The sequence below is a fragment of the Anisomitus miae (SeqCode) genome (assembly GCF_054906395.1).
On sequence record NZ_JBRACL010000010.1, the window covers coordinates 102,876 to 122,452 of the forward strand.

Consider the following 19,577-nt stretch of genomic DNA (forward strand, 5'->3'; position numbering starts at 1 on the left):
CTATTGACAACTTACATTTAATGTATTATAATTGACACTGTAGGTTGTTTATTATTTGGATCTTTAGCTCAGTTGGTTAGAGCAACCGGCTCATAACCGGTCGGTCCGGGGTTCGAGTCCCTGAAGATCCACCATGGGGGTATAGCTCAGTTGGGAGAGCATCTGCCTTGCACGCAGGGGGTCAAGGGTTCGAGTCCCTTTATCTCCACCACATTGTAGGGGTATGTGTTTTGAGACATATGCCCCTTGTGTTTTGGAATTATTAAAGTTTGGTTATACACGAATATTAGTTTGTGTTTGTAAGGTAGAGTGAGTATTTGTATAGGATAAAACAATTTTTTATATATATGTTAAGCTTTTTTAGAAGAGTTGATGTGGATTTTATTGGAAGTTATTTAAACGATAGAGAGCTGTTGTGTTTTAACGAGCTTTTGAAGACAGAAAAGCAACATTCAATAAGGGTAGCGAAAAAGTGTCTTGAAGTGTTTAAAGATTTTAATATATGTAATGATGAGCTAGAAATTGCAGTTAAAATGTGTTTGCTACACGATATTGGAAAGAGTTTTTCTAAGATAAATATGTTTGTAAAACCTATCGTTGTGTTAATTTCTCGTAAAAAGTTGTTTAGAAAAGTTGTGTTTTTTATAAATAGAGAAAGGATAGTTAAATATTTTAATCATTCTAGGTATAGTTTTGATATGCTTAGGGAGTTTGATTATTCTTTTGAAGTTTTGAATTCTATAAAGTATCATCATTCGGAGAGATGTATTGTAAATAACAAATATATTAGACTTTTGAAATATTGTGATGATATATGTTAAAAGTTAGGTCAGTGGCATAATGAATAATTAAAGATACTAGATTTTGTTAATCTAGTATCTTTTGATGTATTGCATAAATAATACGTTATTGTATGTTCCATAAAATATCATGTTATGTATAAATTTATGCTATAAAGTGTAGATTATTTAGTAGTATATTTTTGTAAAATAATTAATTGTATACACATTTAAGTAGTGGGTTTTATTCATTGGTGGTTTTTAAATTTACTTAGATTTACACTTTGAATGGATAATTCAATGCTATTAGCAAATATATTAGGTGGTATTTAAAAAAAATATTTAACTTAAGTGGAGGTAGTTTATATGTTAGATTTGAAATTTATTTTATTTAATAAGGAATTGGTCAAAAAAAAATTAACGAATAGAGGAGAAGACTTTTCTTTAAAAATGATTGATGATTTAGTTAACCTTTATAATGCTAAAAAAGAGATGATCTTGGAAGTCGAAACTCTCAAAAAAGAAAGGAACGAAACATCAGCTTTAATACCTTCTCTTAAAAAGAATAATGAAGATGTTGAGCATTTATTAAAAAAAATGAGGGATGTTGGAGAAAAAATTAAAAACATAGATAATGAAATTTATGGTTTAGATGAAAAAATTGATTACATAATGTTAAGGATACCTAATTTGCCTCATGAGGATGTTCCAGAGGGTAATGATGATGATTTTAATGTAGAAATAAGAAAATGGGGGAATATAAAAGAATTTAATTTTGAGGTCAGACCACATTGGGATATTGCTAAAAATTTAGATATTTTAGATTTTGAGAGGAGTTCTAAGGTTACTGGTTCCAGGTTTGTATTTTATAAAGGATTGGGTGCTAGGCTTGAAAGGTCGCTTATAAATTATTTTTTAGATAAACACACCCAAGAAAACGGATATACTGAAATTTTTCCTCCGTTTTTAGCAAATAGAGAAAGCTTTACGGGTACTGCACAGTTACCAAAATTTGAAAATGATGCTTTCTCAATTAAGGGAAGTAATTATTTACTGATACCAACAGCTGAAATTCCAATAACTAATTTTTATAGAAATGAAATAATAAATTTTGGGAAAGATAGCAAAGTTTTAAAATTTGTGGCTTATAGTGCATGTTTTAGGTCCGAGGCTGGATCAGCTGGACGGGATACTAGAGGACTTATAAGGCAACATCAATTTAATAAAGTGGAGTTAGTAAAGTTTTGTACGGAGGAAAACTCATATTTGGAATTAGAAAAATTATTAAATGATGCGGAGGGTTTATTAAGAGATTTAAATATACCATATAGAGTTGTTAAGGTATGTAAAGGAGATTTGGGATTTTCTCAGGCATTTAAATACGATATAGAAGTTTGGATGCCAAGTTATGGAAGATATGTTGAGATATCTAGTTGTAGCAATTTTGAGAGTTTCCAAGGAAGAAGATGTAATATAAGGTATAGAAGTGACGTCGATTCTTCACTTAAATTTGTACATACATTGAATGGATCAGGGCTTGCTGTTGGTAGGACATTTGCGGCTATACTTGAAAATTTCCAAAGAGAGGATGGAAGTGTAGTTTTGCCACAGGTTTTAAGGAATTATTTTGGAGGATTAGAAATTTTGAGACCTAATGCCAAATAATTTTTCGTATATTTGTGGAGGGTTAACATCAGATGAAGGCTTCTTTAAAAAATGTTTTTATAATTATTGCTATACCTATTTTATTTATTGTTATATCGATTTTTTATAATTTTGAAAATCTTACAAAAAGAGTTTATTCGTATGATAAAGGTATAATAAGAGTTGGAGATGATAGGTACATAAAAGTTTATAATGATGATTTCAGTTTTAATGATATAGATACAAGTAATTATGAAAACATTGCGTTTTTAAATAGAAATAATTATTTTAAGGACAATATAAATATTTATAGTATAGATAAAGATAGGCTAATTTATATAGATCAGTTTCAGGAATATCAAAATCCCGAAGAGGTGTACATATATGGTGGATTGTATGTGAGAGAAGATTATTTTGATGGATTTCTAGGTACGTTTAAATTTGATACTTATGTTAAGGAAATGTCCACTAATGGTCTTGAGGCTAAGGAAATTAATTTATCAGATAATGAAATGTCAATTATTAAGGACATAGTTTTAAATACGAATTTAGATAGTAGAATTTATAACGGTATAAAGCATGATTTATCAGAGTTTGCATATGAGATGAGATTAGTAAATAAGAACTATGAAGATATTTACTTAAAGGTTAGAGTATATAGGACTAAGGCTAATGATTTTGTTATTAAGTTTAGAGACGAGATATACTATGCAAATGAATTCAATGAAAATGATTATTTAATTTCTAATGTTTCTTACTACACTTACAAAGGTGATGATTATGGATATTTGTACAACAGTATAAAAAATGAGGAAGAATTGATTGATTTTGCTTTTCATGATTATATACTTCAAGAGATATCTGGAGATCTATATAGACAGTATGTTAAAGAAGTTTTTAATATATTAGATAATCATAAATTCTCTATAAAGGATAAGATTATTTGTTTAAAACAGATACTATATTCTAAATACAAGCCTACTTTGAGGGAGGATTTCGCTTTAAGAATAGAGAGAGTAAAAAATTTAAATATTGTGGGAGATAATAGGAAAACGTACAGAATAAAACATGACTTTTTATTTAGGAAATTTAATTATCCAGCCGATTTGTATGCACTTGCATTTTATGAAGATGATTTGCTTTATAATATACCTGAGAGATATAAAGATGTTTATGAAGAATTGGTCAATACCATAATTGAGGATCATAACATTGATTATATAAAGAAAAATGATATGATAGTTGAATTGCAGAATCATTTTGTAGTTGTAGATGAGTTGCAATTGGAAAAAATGAGAAATACTTATGGTGAGATTGAGATTATTGATGAAAGTAATGAAAGGATAAAATATTCACCAGGGTATTATGGATTTTTATATGATGAAATAAATGACTTGGATTCTTTGAGGAAATTCGCTTTAAATCAAGAGGTATTAGATAATATTTTTAGTGATTATTTTAGAGGGGTGTATACTAATTTAGTTAATGATATTTTAAATAGTGGAAGTTCTACATTAAAAGATAGATTTGTAGATATTGTTACCTACCAGCTTAAATTTTCACTAATATCAATAGAAAAACAGAAATATTACAGAAGTCAATATAGAGATAATTTTTTCAAGGAGAGCTATATATCTAAGATAAAAAGTTTGATTAATAATGAATAAAAAAATTGACAAGTATGCATAATATTGATATAATTCTTGATGTAGATGCGGAGAGATGGTCGAGTGGTTTAAGGCACCGGTCTTGAAAACCGGCGTGCGTTGATAGCGTACCGTGGGTTCGAATCCCACTCTCTCCGCCATTGTTTGTATTGAAATTTTGGAGAAATACTCAAGTGGTTGAAGAGGCGCCCCTGCTAAGGGCGTAGGTCGGGAAACCGATGCGAGGGTTCAAATCCCTCTTTCTCCGCCACGTTAGTACCTAGTTACTTTGATAGCTAGGTGCTTTTTTTATGATTTAAAGGAGAATATAAAATTGAAGTTTAGGTTTATTCACTCAAAAAAAGGGTATGGGAAAACAAATTATATTTTTGATGATATTAAAAATAGTATTCAAAGTAATATTGTAATTTTTGTGCCAAGTCATAGTACTTTTGATATTGAGAATAGATTAATTAACTATTTTGGAGAACAAATATTCTTAAGAGTTGAGATTATGGATTTTAAGAAATTAACTTCTAAGATATTGAATAAATATAAGAAATTTAAATTACAAAGAATATCTGATATTGGAAAAAATTTATTAATAAATTACGTGCTTAAAAGTGTTGAAAAAGAGTTGGTTTATTTTAAATCGAAAAATTGGATGAATCTTTCTGATGACATATTATCTGTTTTAATAGATTTTAAAAGTTTTAATGTTAAATACTCAGATATTGAAAAGATATTATGTAGGTTAGATAAGAATAATGAATTTTATAGAAAGCTTAAAGATTTTATTACTATAAATGATAGATATGAGAGTTTTATCAACCAAAAATATTTAGATCCTCTTGATGATATGACTATAGCTAATTCCATAATAAAAAATAATAAGGAAATATTCAATGGTTATAAATTTTACATAGATGGATTTGAAATTTTAACATACCATCAATATGAGTTTTTAAAAATAATTTTAAATAGAGCAAGTGAAGTGAATTTATCTCTGACTTTTGATAATAGCAATAATTTAATATATTCTCATACTAGAAATATAAAAAATAAAGTTTTAAATATACTATTTGAAAAAGGATGCTTTGATATAGAAGATATTTTTTTAGATAATTCAGCTAAAAATATTGAATTAAAACATTTAGATGATAATTATCTTAAATATAAATATCAAGTTTATAATAAACCTTGTATAAATATATGTATAAATAAATGTATAAATAATTTTCATGAAGTCGAAGAGCTTTGTAAAGAAATAAGAAATCTTATTTTGGAGAAGGGGTATAGATATAGAGAAATTGGAGTTATATGCAGGGATATTGAATACTATGAAAGTTTTATAAAAGTTTATTTTGAGGAATTTAAAATTCCATATTTTATTGACAAAAAAAATGATATTAGATCTAATATTTTTGTAATATTTTTAACTTCAATATTTGATATATTTAATTACAACTTTTCTTATGGCTCTTTATTTAAATATATGAAAAGTGGCTTAGTAAATATTGATAAAGAAGATATTTTTCTTCTTGAAAACTTTGCAATAGAAAATGGTATAAATGGATATAAATGGACAAAAAAATTTACTGAAAGTAGTAAGATAAAATATGCTATGTCAGGTAGAAGAAATAATTTAAATATTGATATCGAATATATTGAAGAATTGAGAATTAAGATAGTTGTTCCTTTGATTAAACTGTTTTCTTATGTTAAAGAAGATCATAGCGTGAGTTACTTCATAGTTAAAATTTGTGAATTTCTTGATGAAAATTCTGTACTTGAAAAAATTAAAGATATTTGTAACGATTTTAGAAATGAGGGTCATTTTGCATATGTGGATCAGATAAACCAGACTGTAAATGCCATATTTACTATTTTTGATGAAATGAATGATATTTTTAAAGATGAAATTATAAGTTTTTCAGATTTTGGAGAAATTTTAACCAGTTCTTTTTTAAAGATTGAAATATCACAGGTTCCGATGAGATTGGATGAGGTAATTATAGGAGATGTTACGCGTTTGATGGTTGGAAGGTATAAGGCTTTATTTGTCATATGTTGTACATCAACAAATTTCCCCAAAATTCATAAAACGGAAGGGCTATTAAGCGACTTCGAAAAACAGTATTTTAATTATATAGGGTTAGAGTTACCAGGTACTAACATGGATAAAAACTCGTCTGAAAGATATTTAACTTATTCATCTCTTAATATTCCAACTGAATTTTTGTATATTAGTTATCCAATTTCAAGTATGGATGGGACTTCTCTCAGTCCATCTATAATAATTTCTAGAATAAAGAAAATATTTCCCCAAATTATTGAAAAAAATAATAGTAATATCTTTAGGGAGTTTAGTTTAAATGATATATCTTCTGAAAGAGAGACTTTGAATAATATATTTTTAAAAATGAGGGATAATCTAGAATTTAATGAAATCTTTTTAGATGTATGTAAATTTTATGGTAATGATAAAAAATACAGAAAATATATAAATTTATTTTTAAAAAAAATAAATGAAACAAATTACTGTACAAATTTAAGTCAGAATGTAGTTGATTATGTATATAAAAATATGAAATTTTCCATTTCAGCAATAGAAACATATTCCAAATGTCCATTTAAATATTTTATTGATTATTTAATTAAGGCAAATAAAAGAAAGATTTATTCATTTGATGTTATGGATTGTGGTAATCTTGTACATTTTTTAATGGAGAAGATATGTAAAAGTATAAGTACCTCATACGATTTTAAAAATATATGTGATTTAGATATAATAGAAATTATAGATTCATATTTTAAAAAGAATATTTTTTGTGATAACAATTTAAATTATATAGTAAACAGTAGTTTGAAATTTAGGGTTTTTGGAAATAAAATTAAAAAAATAGTTAGTAACTCTATAATTTTTGTTGCTAAACATAGTAGCGAATCTGAATTTTTTCATAAATTTTATGAATTTGAGATTGGAAATGAGAATTCAAAAATTGAAATAAAGATTTCTGAAAATAGAAAAGTACAGTTTTCAGGTAAAATAGATAGAGTTGATTTTTGTAAGGTAAAAAACAATATATTTATAAATATAGTTGACTATAAGTCAGGTGTTAAGATATTTGATTATGGAAAAGTATATCAAAATTTAAATATACAGACTATAGCTTACATGAAGTACATAATGAAAATTTGTAATGATTTTTATGATGAAAATATTATTCCATGTGGTATATTTTATTTTACACTACATAGCCGGAATATAAAGGATAAGGACGAATTAGATTTGTTAAAAGAAGTTTGTAAAAATTATAGATATGAAGGTATTTTTACAAGTGATATAAAAGTATTATCCTTAATTGATAAAAATTTACTTAGAAATTTATCATCTAATATTTTACCTATTAAGTTAAAAAAAGATAGATCATTTTATAAAAATGATTCTTCAGATAGATTGTTAAATGAAAGTGAATTTAATGATATTTTAAATTTTGTGGATTATTCTATAAAATGTAAATTAAGGGAGATTTTTCAAGGAAATATAGATGTTTATCCTGTTCTTGATAACAAATTTTCTAATAAATGCCTAAATTGTGACTATATTGGAGTATGTAAATTTTCAAAAGATATTAATAAGTTTAGGGTAGTAATTGACCTGCGTAAGGATGAGTTTTTCAATTTAATAAAAAGGGGATCAAGTTGTGAAATGGAGTTTGAGTCAAAATAACGTTATTAATCTTGTTAGAGGTAATTTATTGGTATCAGCTTCTGCAGGTTCTGGAAAAACCGCTGTATTGACTGAAAGAATAGTAAACTTGATATTGAATTATAATGTTTCTATCGATGAGCTTTTAATTATTACATTTACAAATGCTGCTGCTTCAGAGATGACTGAAAGAATTTTAAAAGCTATCGAGTTGAAGATGAATGATGAAAATAAAGACTATTTAGAGCAACAGATTTTTTTATCTTCGTGTTCTAATATTCAAACTTTTCACTCGTTTTGTTACGATATACTTAAAAATAATTATTATAGGCTAGATTTGGATCAAAATTTAAAAATCTTGAAAGATAGTCAGAGAAAAATTATAATCAACGAAGTTATCGAAGATGTATTTATGAACTATTATAATGAAAATAATCAGGAGTTTATATCCATAGTAAATAAGTATGGTGGTAAATATTTTGATGATGGATTAAGAGAAATTATAATTCAAATTTACAATTTTATTCTGAATAAACCAAATATAGATAAATTTAAAGAGCATATATTGGGTATTTATACACTTGATATTGGTAATGAAATATTTAATACTGAATGGGGATCATATTTAAGGAAAGAATACATATTTGAATCTCTGAATATAAAGGAATCTATAATTAATTTTAAATCTAGAGTTGTTTTGGATATCATAGAAGATGAGATTATATTGAACGATTTAGAGGTTTTAGAAAAGTTTATTTATACTTTAAAAGATGGATATGAGCAGTGTAGAAAATTCCTAAATGCGTTTAAATTTTTAAGATTTCCTAAAAATACTAGTAAAGATTTTGAAAAATATAAAATTATTAGAGGAAAATTTAAAAAATTTTTAGATGATCTCAAAAAGAAGGTGTTTTTCAAAACACAGGAAGAAGTAATAGAAAATATTAGAAATTTGCATCCAACTATAAATATCTTGTTGGATGTTGTTTTCAAGTTTAAAGATAGATTTGATTTGGTAAAACGAAGTCAAAATTTAATAGATTTTAACGATATGGAACATCTTGCTTTAAAATTACTTGAAGATGAATTTGTATGTAAAAAGTTAAAGAAAAAGTTTAAATATATTTTTATAGATGAATACCAAGATACTAATTATATACAGGAATGTTTGGTGAGCAAGATAAAGAGAGAAGATTCTCCTAATGTATTTATGGTTGGAGATATTAAACAGAGTATATATTCTTTTAGAGGTACTAAGATTGATTTATTTTATGAAAAATATAAATTATATAATACTGTTACATCATTAGATAAGGTGGATAAATTTGAAAATAAGATACTTCTATATGACAATTATAGGAGTAAGAAACAGATAATAGATTTTATAAATTTCATTTTTAAGAATATTATGGTATCTGAAGTATCAAATTTAGTATATACAAGTGATGAATATTTAAGTTATATGGGGAATAGTGAATTTGAGGATATGTATCCTGGAGAAATAAGAATAGGAATTATTGATAAAAATTCTAAATGTGCTGATGAAAGTGAAGAGAACTTGGAATTAGATGAAAGTGAATGTAACCTAATTGTGAATTATATAAAAAAAATGGTAAATTGTAATAGTGGAAATATACATAAAATCTTCGATAAAGAGTTGAATCAATACAGGCAGATTGATTATAGGGACATTGTCATTCTAATGAGAAATGTTAGGGCTTCCGATAAATCCTTAGTTTTAGAGAAAATTTTGACAAAGAATAATATACCAGTTTATTTTGATGGTGGCGATACATTTTTTGATTCCATAGAAGTGATTGTTGTTATAAGTCTACTTAAGATAATCGATAATCCTCTAGATGACATTGATATTTTGACTGTTTTAAGAAGTGATATATTTGATTTTTCTGATAATGACCTTGCATATCTAAGAATTACAGGTAAGGATGAGTATTTATACAATAATATTAAAAGAGTATGTGCAATAACTAACTTGGATGATAACAATAAAGATGTGTATTTAAATGAGGATTTTTATTTGAATATTGATGAGTTTAATAAATTTAGTAGTAAATGTAAAGATTTTTTAGAAAAGTTAGATTTGTATAGGAAAAAGTCTATTTTTATGAAAATTGATGATTTTATTTGGTTTCTATATAGTAGCACGAACTATTATTTCTGCGTTTCTACTATGGATGATGGAGCAAAGAGGCAGAATAATTTAATGTTTATATTTGATAAAGCCAAGGAATTTAGATTATCTAATTTTTCAGGATTGTTTAATTTTATAGAATATCTAAAAAATTCTAAAAAATCCGGAGATGATATTTTGGTTCCTAAGAATATATCAAAAAATGATAATGTTGTTAGAATTATGAGTATTCATAAAAGTAAGGGACTTGAATTTCCAGTTGTGATTTTATGCAATACCTCAGGAGCATTTAATATGAGAAACATAAATTCATCAATTGTACTAGATGATGATTTTGGAATAGGTATAAACCATATAGATTATGATAAAAACTTAGAGACTCAAAGTTTGATAAAGGTTGCCATAAAGAAAAAGATTAGGAAACATATTATTTCGGAGGAATTGAGAATTTTGTATGTTGCTCTTACCAGAGCTAAGGATAAATTATTCATAATTGGAATTTGTAAAGATAGGAAATTCTTTGAAAGGATTTCGGATATTACCAAGTGTAGGAGCTATTTGGATTTTATAGGTAATTGTTTAATGAGGCACGTTGACGGTGAATATTTTAGAAATAATTGTGATAATTATGATATCAATAATATTGTAACAACTGATGAATGTAGTTTGTATATTGATATTTTTAATTACAATGATCTTGTTGATAAGCAAGATGGTAAACATAATGGAAAACATATAAATGACCTAGAGAAAATTCTAAATACTGGTAGATATATAGATTATATAGATAAAATTATAAATTTTAATTATAAGTTTAAGGATAGTATAGATGTACCTAATAATATTTCAGTTTCAAAGATTTTAATTTATAATAATACAGGTGATGATAAAATAATATTTAAAAAACCTGATTTATTAAGCGAAAATAAAAATAAGATTTACAGTAGATTAGATATTGGAAATTTATATCATTCATTTATGCAGAATATAGAATTAAATTTTAATATAGACATTGATTATATAGATAAAGAGATACATAGAATGTTGAAATTAAATATCTTAGAGGTTGAAGATCTCAATCACTTAAGCAAATATAAGATATTAGAGTTTTTTAACAGCAGTATTGGGACTAAGGTTTTAAGAGCTGTTAGTCGAAGGGAGAAAATTTATAGAGAATTTGAATTTTTGATTAAACATAAAGTAAGTAAAATATGTGACCATGAAAGTATAAGGATACAAGGAATAATAGATTTGTTTTTTTTCGAAAATAATAAAATTATATTAGTTGATTATAAAACAGATAAAATGTCATTTACTGATAGTGATAATGTTTTAAAAAAATACAAAGAACAACTTTATTATTACAAAGTTGCTCTTGAGAAAATATTTAATATCAAAGTTAGTGAAAAGTATGTATATTCTTTCGATTTATCGGAAGGAATTAGAGTTTAAATTTAGTTTTTATCAAGTGTAATAATATGCGTTTTCTATTTAGTTTAGGGTTTATATGTAAAATTGTTACTAAGTATTTGTTGTACTTAGTAATATTTTTTTTGTTTTCTAGAGATTTACCCAGAGTTATATTTAAATGAGAAATTTTAATTGGCTCATATGACCATTTAATTTTAAAAAATTTACGTAAAATATTTTTGAACGAGGGTCCATAATAAACATTAAGTATGTTTAAAACTGTAAATGATAAATCGTATCCATAATTGAAAATTAGGTTTTTGATAAATACGTTTGAATTATTAAAATTATTTATATACAAAATTTTAAAGATTGATTTTATTTCACGAAGTTCAGATCTATTAAAATTCAATTTATCTTTTAATAAATCAGGTATTATAGTTTTTTCAACATTTGAGTGAAAGTATAACATGCAAAAGAGTTTTATATGGAATTTATTTGATAATGTTAGAGCAGTATTAAAATTATAAATTTTAAAATCCCTGTGAAATATTATTTGAAATCCATTTAATAATTGGAAAAATTTAATACATTTATGAGAATATCTATTTTCAAAAATTTTATTTAACTCAGAGTGTAATCTATATTTGCTTAGGTATTTTATCATGTGAAAGTTATTTTTTAATGAAATAAGAGTAGAAAATTCTATTTTGAAGTTAAATTTAGATTTAAAATTTAAACACCTAAGAATTCTTAATGGATCTTCATAAAATTTTGAATGTTTATTACCTATTAGTCTTAAAAGTTTTTTATTTATATCTTCTATTCCATTTAACGGATCCAATAGTGAAACTCCATTTGAGTATATAGAATTAATTGTGAAATCCCTTCTCATTGCATCGATTTTATAGCTATCTACGAATTTTACAAACTCTGGATGTCTGAAGTTCTTATAGTCACTTTCAACTCTAAAAGTCGTTACTTCAAACCAAGTATCCTCGAAAAATATTTTTATACATCCAAGATGAGTTTGCTCATCCCTAAAAATTTTAAATATATGTTTAATATCTGTTGTAAGAGCATTTGTGCATATATCGAATTCGTTTGGAATAATTCCCATTATAATATCTCTAACAGCTCCACCGACTACATAACATTCAAAATTGTTATCTCTAAAAATTTTTATCAACTTTGTTAAAGTTTTAGGAAAAAAAATACCCATACTTATTATTTAATTGTAATTCCTTTCATTTTTATATAAAATGATTTAAGGTGGTATTATTACATAATTTGAGGTGGTTGATATTGGGTTATGTTAGTATAAAGGATTTTAAAATAGGTCAGAGGATAAATGGGGTGTATCTTGTAAAAAGTATAGTTATTAAAACTACAAATTTTAATAATAAACGATATTTAGATATTACTCTTTCTGATAAAACTGGGGATATAAATGCAAAACTTTGGGATTTAAAAGATGATTATAACAATAATTTTGTAGAAAATACTTTAGTTAGTGTAAAGGGATATATTTTAAATTGGCAAAATACTAAACAACTTAAATTAGAAAGTATATCTAATAAATTCGATGAGAATAGCGTGGAAGTTTCTGATTACATTCAATGTGCTCCTATCGATCCTTTGGAGATGTTTAATGAGATTTATGATATTGTCTCTGAGTTTAAGAATTGTGACATAAGAAATATTTTGATCGAAATACTTAATATAAAAAAAGAGAAACTTTTATATTATCCTGCAGCTAAGAGCAATCACCATTCCATAAAATCTGGACTCTTATATCACATTTTAAGTATGATAAGACTTGGTGATAGTATAGCTAAATTATACCCTATTGTAAATAAGGAATTGTTATTTGCCGGAATAATCCTACACGATATACAAAAAACTGAGGAAATGCATTCAAATGAGTTAGGAATAGTTAGTACATATACAGTTGAAGGTCAGATGCTATCGCATTTAATACAAGGGATAATTCTAGTAGATCGCATATCAAATAAAGTTAATGCGTCAAATGAGATAAAGATGTTGCTTGAACATATGATATTGTCTCATCATTATGAACCAGAATACGGAAGTCCAATTAAACCCATGATAATTGAGGCGGAATTGCTCCATTATATAGATGTGATAGATGCTAGAATGTATGATATGAAAAAGAATTTAGATATTATGGATGAGGGTGCCTTTTCTGAAAGAATTTTTTCACTTAATAATAGGAAGATATATAAACCAAAAATTTAATGTAGGAGTGTAAATTATTTGAAAAAGGGATTAAAATTTTTTGAAACTTTATATATAGCTATTTTTGATTTTAAATCTTATTTGAAATTTGTTAATATGCCTTTTTTAAGTATTATTTTGAACAGAATCGCATTTGTTTTTTTAATAAGTGTATTTCACGTTATATTTTTAAGTAGAGATATAAAGTCTATTGATGATTTTAATAAGGCTAAATATGAAGTTTTTGAAGATATAAGTTATTCGAATAACACATTGAATATAAAAAATTCCCCTACTTTGTTTAGTACAGAGGACTTTATATTAGTGGGAGATACTAGAGAAAATTTTGATTTATCAGAATCTCAAAGTTACTCTGAGTATAGGAACTCTTTGGTATTACTTAAAAATTCATTTATTATTAGAAACGGAACCAAAAAAATTGAAATTAAGTATTCTGATTTTTATGTATTGAACTTAGTATCTTTGAATGGTGAAATTGGTAAAAATGAAATATTTGAAATAATTGATATGTTTACATCTTATTTTAAATATGCCATATATATCATTTTACCCATATCGATGATTATTAACTTTTTTATTGTGGCTTTTGTAACCTCATTCTTTGCATTTTTTTGTGCAATTATCACTCGTTTTAAAATGAAGTTTATTCAAGTGTATAAAATGATTTTATTTGCTCAGGGTACTCCATTTTTAATAATCTCGATATTTGAGATTATTGCAAAGTTTAATGGTATACGGTTTGCATTTCCTTCACATATACTAGAGTTTTTTACATTATTGATATTTTTAATAAGTTTATTTTCAATTAGGTATGATGCAATTAGAAAAATTTTAAAGAAATAAATTGAAAAAGTATATTTAATTTGGTAGAATCTATTTGTACTTTGCACAGGTAGCTCAGTTGGATAGAGTAGCTGGCTACGAACCAGTTGGTCGGGGGTTCAAGTCCTCTCCTGTGCACCATACATACAAAGGGCTTTGGTATTTTTCTAAAGTCCTTTTTGATGTTTTTTATTGTTCATGATATATCTTTGTTAGTGGTAAGCATTGTTTTATAGAATTATTTTTTGGAGCGAGTAGGGAAGAATTATAGGATTGCCTATGGGTAGGAGGGATTTCGAGTTCATAAAGTATAGGCCTAGATTACATTTACCATTTAATGATTTTGAGTATATCGATTTGTTTTTTAGATTTTAGCTATTACAAAAATATAATTCCAAGTAAACCCGATAATAAAATTAAATGTACTGGTGATAATTTAAGTTTTATATTTATGAGAAATAAAGTTATAAATAGTAAAATATTTGTGAGGTTCGGAGATTTATTAGTTAATAGTAAATTAAGAGAGATATTTATTACAGAATAAATAATTAGAGATAGTGTAATTGGTTTTAAATTGTTCAAAATATATTGGACTAGTTCACTTTCTTTAAATTTGAAGAAGAATTTAGAGATGAGTATTATTATAAAAAAAGATGGAGTTATAACAGCTAAAGTACATAGAATAGACCCAATGATTTCACTATTTTTAAATCCTATAAAAGTACTTAAATTGATTGCAAATGGTCCAGGAGTTGATTCAGAAATTGCAATAAACTCCAAGAGCTCTTCGTTTGTAGCCCACGAATATCTTGTTATATATTCCTTTATTAATGGAATCATAGCATATCCTCCACCTATTGTGAAAAGACCTATTTTAAGAAATGTTAAAAATAGTAAAATCATTTTTTAATATACCTCCTTGTTTTTATGAAAAATGCTGCAATGAAAATAGTTATGGAAGTTAATAATATTGTTATAGTGCTTATATTTGTAACCAATGAAATAATAACTATTGTAAAAATTATCGTATAATGGTATTTAGTTTTTTTAGATTTCGAATCTAGTTTCCATATTGATGAAATTAAAAGAGGAAGTACTCCTATTTTTATTCCGTGCAAAAACTTATTAATTATATTAAATGATTTAAAGTAGTCAAAGAATAGTGAAATTAATAATATTATAAAAAATGAAGGTAGTACTAATCCTAATGTTGAAACAATAGCTCCTTTTAGTTTGAATATTTTGTATCCAATAAATGTAGAGCAGTTTATAGATATTGGTCCTGGTGTGCATTCTGAAATTGAAATCATATCCATAAGTTCATTTTGATTAATAAATTTATGTTTTTCACATATCTCTCTTTCGATTAAAGGGAGCATTGAATATCCCCCACCAAAGGTAAACAATCCAATTTTAAAGAATGTTTTAAAGAGAGTGGTTAAATCTTTATGTTTCAAAATTAATTCCCCTTCCTTTTGATAAAGATTAAATTGTTGTCTTCAGAGAAATTTTTGGTATTATACAGAAATAGTATATTGTTTAAATTATTTTCATTTATATAGTTAGTTATATTAGAGTTATAAAATCTTAAATCTATGACATGTATTTCTTCAAAGTGATTAACCAAAAATGGTATGAATGAATTGGCGAAAGAATCTTTTATAATTGTAATATTTTTTCCATTTTTAACTGAAGAAGTTATCTTTATTAAGGGATGATTGTTATCTAAAAATATATTGTACTGACTTCTAGTATTACTTAAATGTGAAAATTCGTAAAGAGAATTTGAAAATTTGTTTCCATAATCTACCTTTACATAAGGATTATTTAAAGGAGTAAAAATATAAATTGAATCAGTTTGGTTTTTATTTAGATTAACCTTTGAATAAAGGGATCCTAAAAAATCATTAGATACTTCTTCCACTTTAAATTTGTCTAAGGACAAATAATCTAAACCTATATTTTCGCAAAACTTAATGTAACAGTAGTATGCACCAAGAGTGGTATAATGATGGTCAGTTTTGTAATAAATGTATTCGTTATTTTTTGTTTTTAAAATATCTAGTGTATTTATAAATTTAATGTTTTGGTTTAAATTTTGCTTTATGAAGTTTAGATAACTAACCTGGTTTACTTTGGGAGAAAACTTAGGAGTGAGATGACTTAAAATTTCTAGAGATGTTGGGATTATCATAATGCTTACATTTTTATTTTGTGAAAATGAATTTATTAAATTAATATTTCTTTTGGTATTTTCCCAATCTATCGTATCAAAAATTTCGAATAAATAATTATTTTTTCCAATATATACTCCATTATTATCACTTCTTCCCATAAGAATCTCAAAATATGATTTAATTGATATAAAATTATTTCTAAATGGAAAGTGATCTTCAAGATAATTGTTTAAATCTTTAGATAAATCTCCTGATAAAAAATTATCCTTATTTATTTTAGGAAATTTTTGTAAATATCTATTTTCAATTATTGAGAAATCATTATCTTTCACGATTATATGAAGTAATGGGAAAATAAATATAATGAGTAGAAAAATATATGATAAAGAATATTTGATTTTAATACTTTTTACCTCCTAAAATCTAAAATATAAAAATGGATTAAATGATGAGTTTACTATAAAACATATACTGATAATGAAAGTGAATATAAGAAAGATATTAATAAAGATTGAAGAAACTTTTGGTTTTAAATTTTTCATAATGGGAGTTGAAAATAAGCACGCAAGTATAAGATATATGGAAAAATTTTTAATATAATATAAAAAATATTCATCTATAAAAGTATTTAATGAAAACATTTTTTTAATAAAGGATGTTAAATAATTTTTATCTTCAAAAACAAAAATACTCCATCCTATGATTATAAAAAATAAACTATAAATTCTTGATATAACATTATGTCTTTCTAGAAATTTAAATAAAAAGAGTTTTTCTAGAGTTATTAATATAAAGAAATATAGTCCCCAAAACAAAAAATTCCAATTTGCCCCATGCCATAATCCCGTTAATAACCACACTAAAAGGAGATTTAAATATTTAAATTTAACTCTATTGCCTCCCAAAGGTATATATAAATAATCTCTAAACCATGAACCAAGAGATATATGCCACCTTCTCCAAAATTCTGTTATACTTTTTGATATATAAGGATAGTTAAAGTTTTCATTAAAGTTAAATCCAAACATTTTTCCAAGACCTATAGCCATGTCCGAGTAACCACTAAAATCAAAATATATTTGAAAAAAATATGAAATTATGCATAGCCAAGCTGTTGATGTTGAAATACTCGATATGTTAGTTAATTTAATCGTTTCAAATAGATACCCCAAATTATTTGCCAATATAACTTTTTTTGACAGTCCCTCTATAAATCTTTCTATTCCATTATTAAATAGAGACATCTTCTCTCTGTCTTTGTTAGATATGTCTTTTTCAATGTTTTCATAGGTAACTATGGGACCAGCTATCAATTGTGGAAATAAACACACATATGCTCCGAAATTGATGATATTTCTTTGCGGATTTATTTTACATCTAAAAATATCAATTGTATAGGATAAAGTTTGAAAAGTATAAAATGATATGCCTATTGGTAGAGATATACTTATATAATTAAAATTAATTCTAAAAATTTTATTGATTATATCTATGATAAGGTTTGAATATTTAAAAAATGAAAGTAAAGACAAGTTTATAGATATAGACAGTACTAGGAATGATAATTTTATGTAATAGATATTTTTGAATTTATATATGAGTAATCCAATCGTATAATCTAAAACAGTCGAAAATATCATTAAAACGATATAGATCGGCTCTCCCCATGCATAGAACACCAGACTTACTATAAATAACACAGTAAGTCTAGTGTTCTTAGGAGATGAGTAGTACAATACTAATACAGCTGGTAGAAAGAAAAATATAAATATTAAGCTAGAAAAAACCATTATATAATCACCTTACTGCATATTTTGTAAAAAATTTAGTAAAGTATCATTTATATCTGAAATACAAAATATAATGTAACCATCGATATTGACCAACAACACTTTATCGTCTAAATTAAAATCATTATTAGTATTATTTTCTGAAACATCATTTAAAATACTACCAATTCGAAATTTTATAGAATCTACTACTTCTTTTTCAGATAAATTTGATATATTTAATATGAACATCTCGAATAATTTAGATGAGTTTGAGATAATTAGTTTGGAGTCATTTAATTTATCTTCTTTTATGTCGTAGTTTAGTGAAATAAAAGTGTTGTTCATTTCAGTATAACTTGGAAGTGATATATTTTGGTTTATTATTTTAAGTATATTTTCAGCAGTTATTTTTGAAATATCTTCAATAGACTGATTAGGTTTAGAAATTATATTATCAAGGTCTTTTTGATCTACTATTTCATCGTACATAGGGGATTGTCCTTGTATAGGCTTAAATTCACTGAGATTTTCTGAAGCATTTTTTAAGGCTTCCTTATATAAATTATCTAAATTTTCTTCATGCGTATAGTTGTTTTTTGTCTCAAATATGTCATCTAATTTTTCTTCATCATATGGTTGACTATTTTCAAAATTTTCAAATTTATTTTCATTAACTTCATTTTCTTTTTGTGAGTGTTCTATAAAATCTGAAATATCTTGAAGTAGAGATAGATATTCAGTTTCCATTATAGTATAGTTTTCTGAAAGGATATTTATATATTTCTCATATTCATTAGAATTATAATTTAGCGTTTCATCGTATTGGTTTTGTAAATTATTTACAATTTGTTCTACTTCATCTAAAGTGAATAATTCGCTATTTTTTGTGTAATCTACAAATTCAGAGTTGCTATAGGTATTATCTATTATATTTCCAATAGGAGGAGATATATGTATACCATAATTATATTCGTAATTTCCTAAATCTGAATAATTACTAAATATAGGATTCTCATTATCTAAGCTTATTGTGCGATTACCTACGTATGTTTCATCGACTTGAGTAGTGTTAGAAGTAGAATTTTCGTTATTACCTGAACATGAAGTCATACTTATTGAGGTAAGAAATAAAAGTGCAATTGATTGTTTGTTTAATTTGCTCATAATAATCCTCCTGTATAAGACATAAGGAGAATAATAGTTA

The 19,577-nt window shown here is 25.3% G+C and carries 13 protein-coding genes and 5 tRNA genes; 12 read left to right on the forward strand and 6 right to left on the reverse strand.

Annotation, left to right across the window (positions count from 1 at the left end; all coding sequences use genetic code 11):
• Positions 1-57: 57 nt before the first annotated feature.
• The 9 genes from AALI31_RS07725 (at position 58) to addA (ending at position 11,385) form a co-directional block, all read left to right on the forward strand.
• Positions 58-134: transfer RNA gene (locus AALI31_RS07725), tRNA-Ile, on the forward strand.
• Position 135: 1 nt separating this feature from the next.
• Positions 136-211 (forward strand) — tRNA-Ala (locus AALI31_RS07730).
• A gap of 136 nt (positions 212-347) precedes the next feature.
• A complete protein-coding gene (locus AALI31_RS07735) occupies positions 348-821 on the forward strand; it encodes an HD domain-containing protein (protein ID WP_489885949.1) in 474 nt (157 codons plus the stop codon).
• Between the two features lie 324 nt (positions 822-1,145).
• Complete coding sequence (serS, locus tag AALI31_RS07740; RefSeq protein WP_489885950.1) at positions 1,146-2,444, forward strand: serine--tRNA ligase; 1,299 nt, start codon at positions 1,146-1,148, stop codon at positions 2,442-2,444.
• A 32-nt stretch (positions 2,445-2,476) separates the two neighbouring features.
• A complete protein-coding gene (locus tag AALI31_RS07745; RefSeq protein WP_489885951.1) occupies positions 2,477-4,090 on the forward strand; it encodes a hypothetical protein in 1,614 nt (537 codons plus the stop codon).
• A gap of 49 nt (positions 4,091-4,139) precedes the next feature.
• Positions 4,140-4,230: transfer RNA gene (locus AALI31_RS07750), tRNA-Ser, on the forward strand.
• A 19-nt stretch (positions 4,231-4,249) separates the two neighbouring features.
• A tRNA-Ser gene (locus AALI31_RS07755) sits at positions 4,250-4,340 on the forward strand.
• A 63-nt stretch (positions 4,341-4,403) separates the two neighbouring features.
• Positions 4,404-7,802, forward strand: coding sequence for a PD-(D/E)XK nuclease family protein (locus AALI31_RS07760; protein ID WP_489885952.1), 3,399 nt, complete (start codon positions 4,404-4,406; stop codon positions 7,800-7,802).
• Positions 7,777-11,385, forward strand: coding sequence for a helicase-exonuclease AddAB subunit AddA (addA, locus tag AALI31_RS07765; RefSeq protein ID WP_489885953.1), 3,609 nt, complete (start codon positions 7,777-7,779; stop codon positions 11,383-11,385). Before AALI31_RS07760 ends, addA begins: the two co-directional genes overlap by 26 nt.
• Here addA and AALI31_RS07770 read toward each other — a convergent pair.
• Entirely contained in the window at positions 11,375-12,532 is a 1,158-nt protein-coding gene (locus tag AALI31_RS07770; RefSeq protein ID WP_489885954.1) for a CCA tRNA nucleotidyltransferase, read from the reverse strand. The two genes, addA and AALI31_RS07770, sit on opposite strands and share 11 nt — an antisense overlap.
• A 116-nt stretch (positions 12,533-12,648) precedes the next feature.
• Here AALI31_RS07770 and AALI31_RS07775 point away from each other — a divergent pair, with 116 nt between their 5' ends.
• The 3 genes from AALI31_RS07775 (at position 12,649) to AALI31_RS07785 (ending at position 14,565) form a co-directional block, all read left to right on the forward strand.
• Positions 12,649-13,602, forward strand: coding sequence for a 3'-5' exoribonuclease YhaM family protein (locus tag AALI31_RS07775; protein WP_489885955.1), 954 nt, complete (start codon positions 12,649-12,651; stop codon positions 13,600-13,602).
• Between the two features lie 18 nt (positions 13,603-13,620).
• Positions 13,621-14,445 (forward strand): DUF1189 family protein, encoded by an 825-nt coding sequence (locus AALI31_RS07780; protein WP_489885956.1) that lies wholly within the window; start codon positions 13,621-13,623, stop codon positions 14,443-14,445.
• 43 nt (positions 14,446-14,488) lie between these two features.
• A tRNA-Arg gene (locus AALI31_RS07785) sits at positions 14,489-14,565 on the forward strand.
• 237 nt (positions 14,566-14,802) lie between these two features.
• On the opposite strand, the gene AALI31_RS07790 is transcribed toward AALI31_RS07785, so the two are convergent.
• From AALI31_RS07790 to AALI31_RS07810, 5 genes are all read right to left on the reverse strand, one after another.
• Positions 14,803-15,327, reverse strand: a complete 525-nt coding sequence (locus AALI31_RS07790; protein WP_489885957.1) for a chromate transporter — start codon at positions 15,325-15,327, stop codon at positions 14,803-14,805.
• Positions 15,324-15,881: a chromate transporter gene (locus AALI31_RS07795; protein ID WP_489885958.1), complete on the reverse strand. Its 558-nt coding sequence runs from the start codon at positions 15,879-15,881 to the stop codon at positions 15,324-15,326. Before AALI31_RS07795 ends, AALI31_RS07790 begins: the two co-directional genes overlap by 4 nt.
• A 2-nt stretch (positions 15,882-15,883) precedes the next feature.
• Positions 15,884-16,933 (reverse strand): DHHW family protein, encoded by a 1,050-nt coding sequence (locus AALI31_RS07800; protein WP_489885959.1) that lies wholly within the window; start codon positions 16,931-16,933, stop codon positions 15,884-15,886.
• Positions 16,934-17,017: 84 nt separating this feature from the next.
• Positions 17,018-18,391 carry an MBOAT family O-acyltransferase gene (locus AALI31_RS07805; protein WP_489885960.1) on the reverse strand — a complete coding sequence of 458 codons (1,374 nt, stop codon included), beginning with the start codon at positions 18,389-18,391 and terminating at the stop codon, positions 17,018-17,020.
• 12 nt (positions 18,392-18,403) lie between these two features.
• Positions 18,404-19,537 (reverse strand): hypothetical protein, encoded by a 1,134-nt coding sequence (locus AALI31_RS07810; protein WP_489885961.1) that lies wholly within the window; start codon positions 19,535-19,537, stop codon positions 18,404-18,406.
• Between the last annotated feature and the right edge of the window lie 40 nt (positions 19,538-19,577).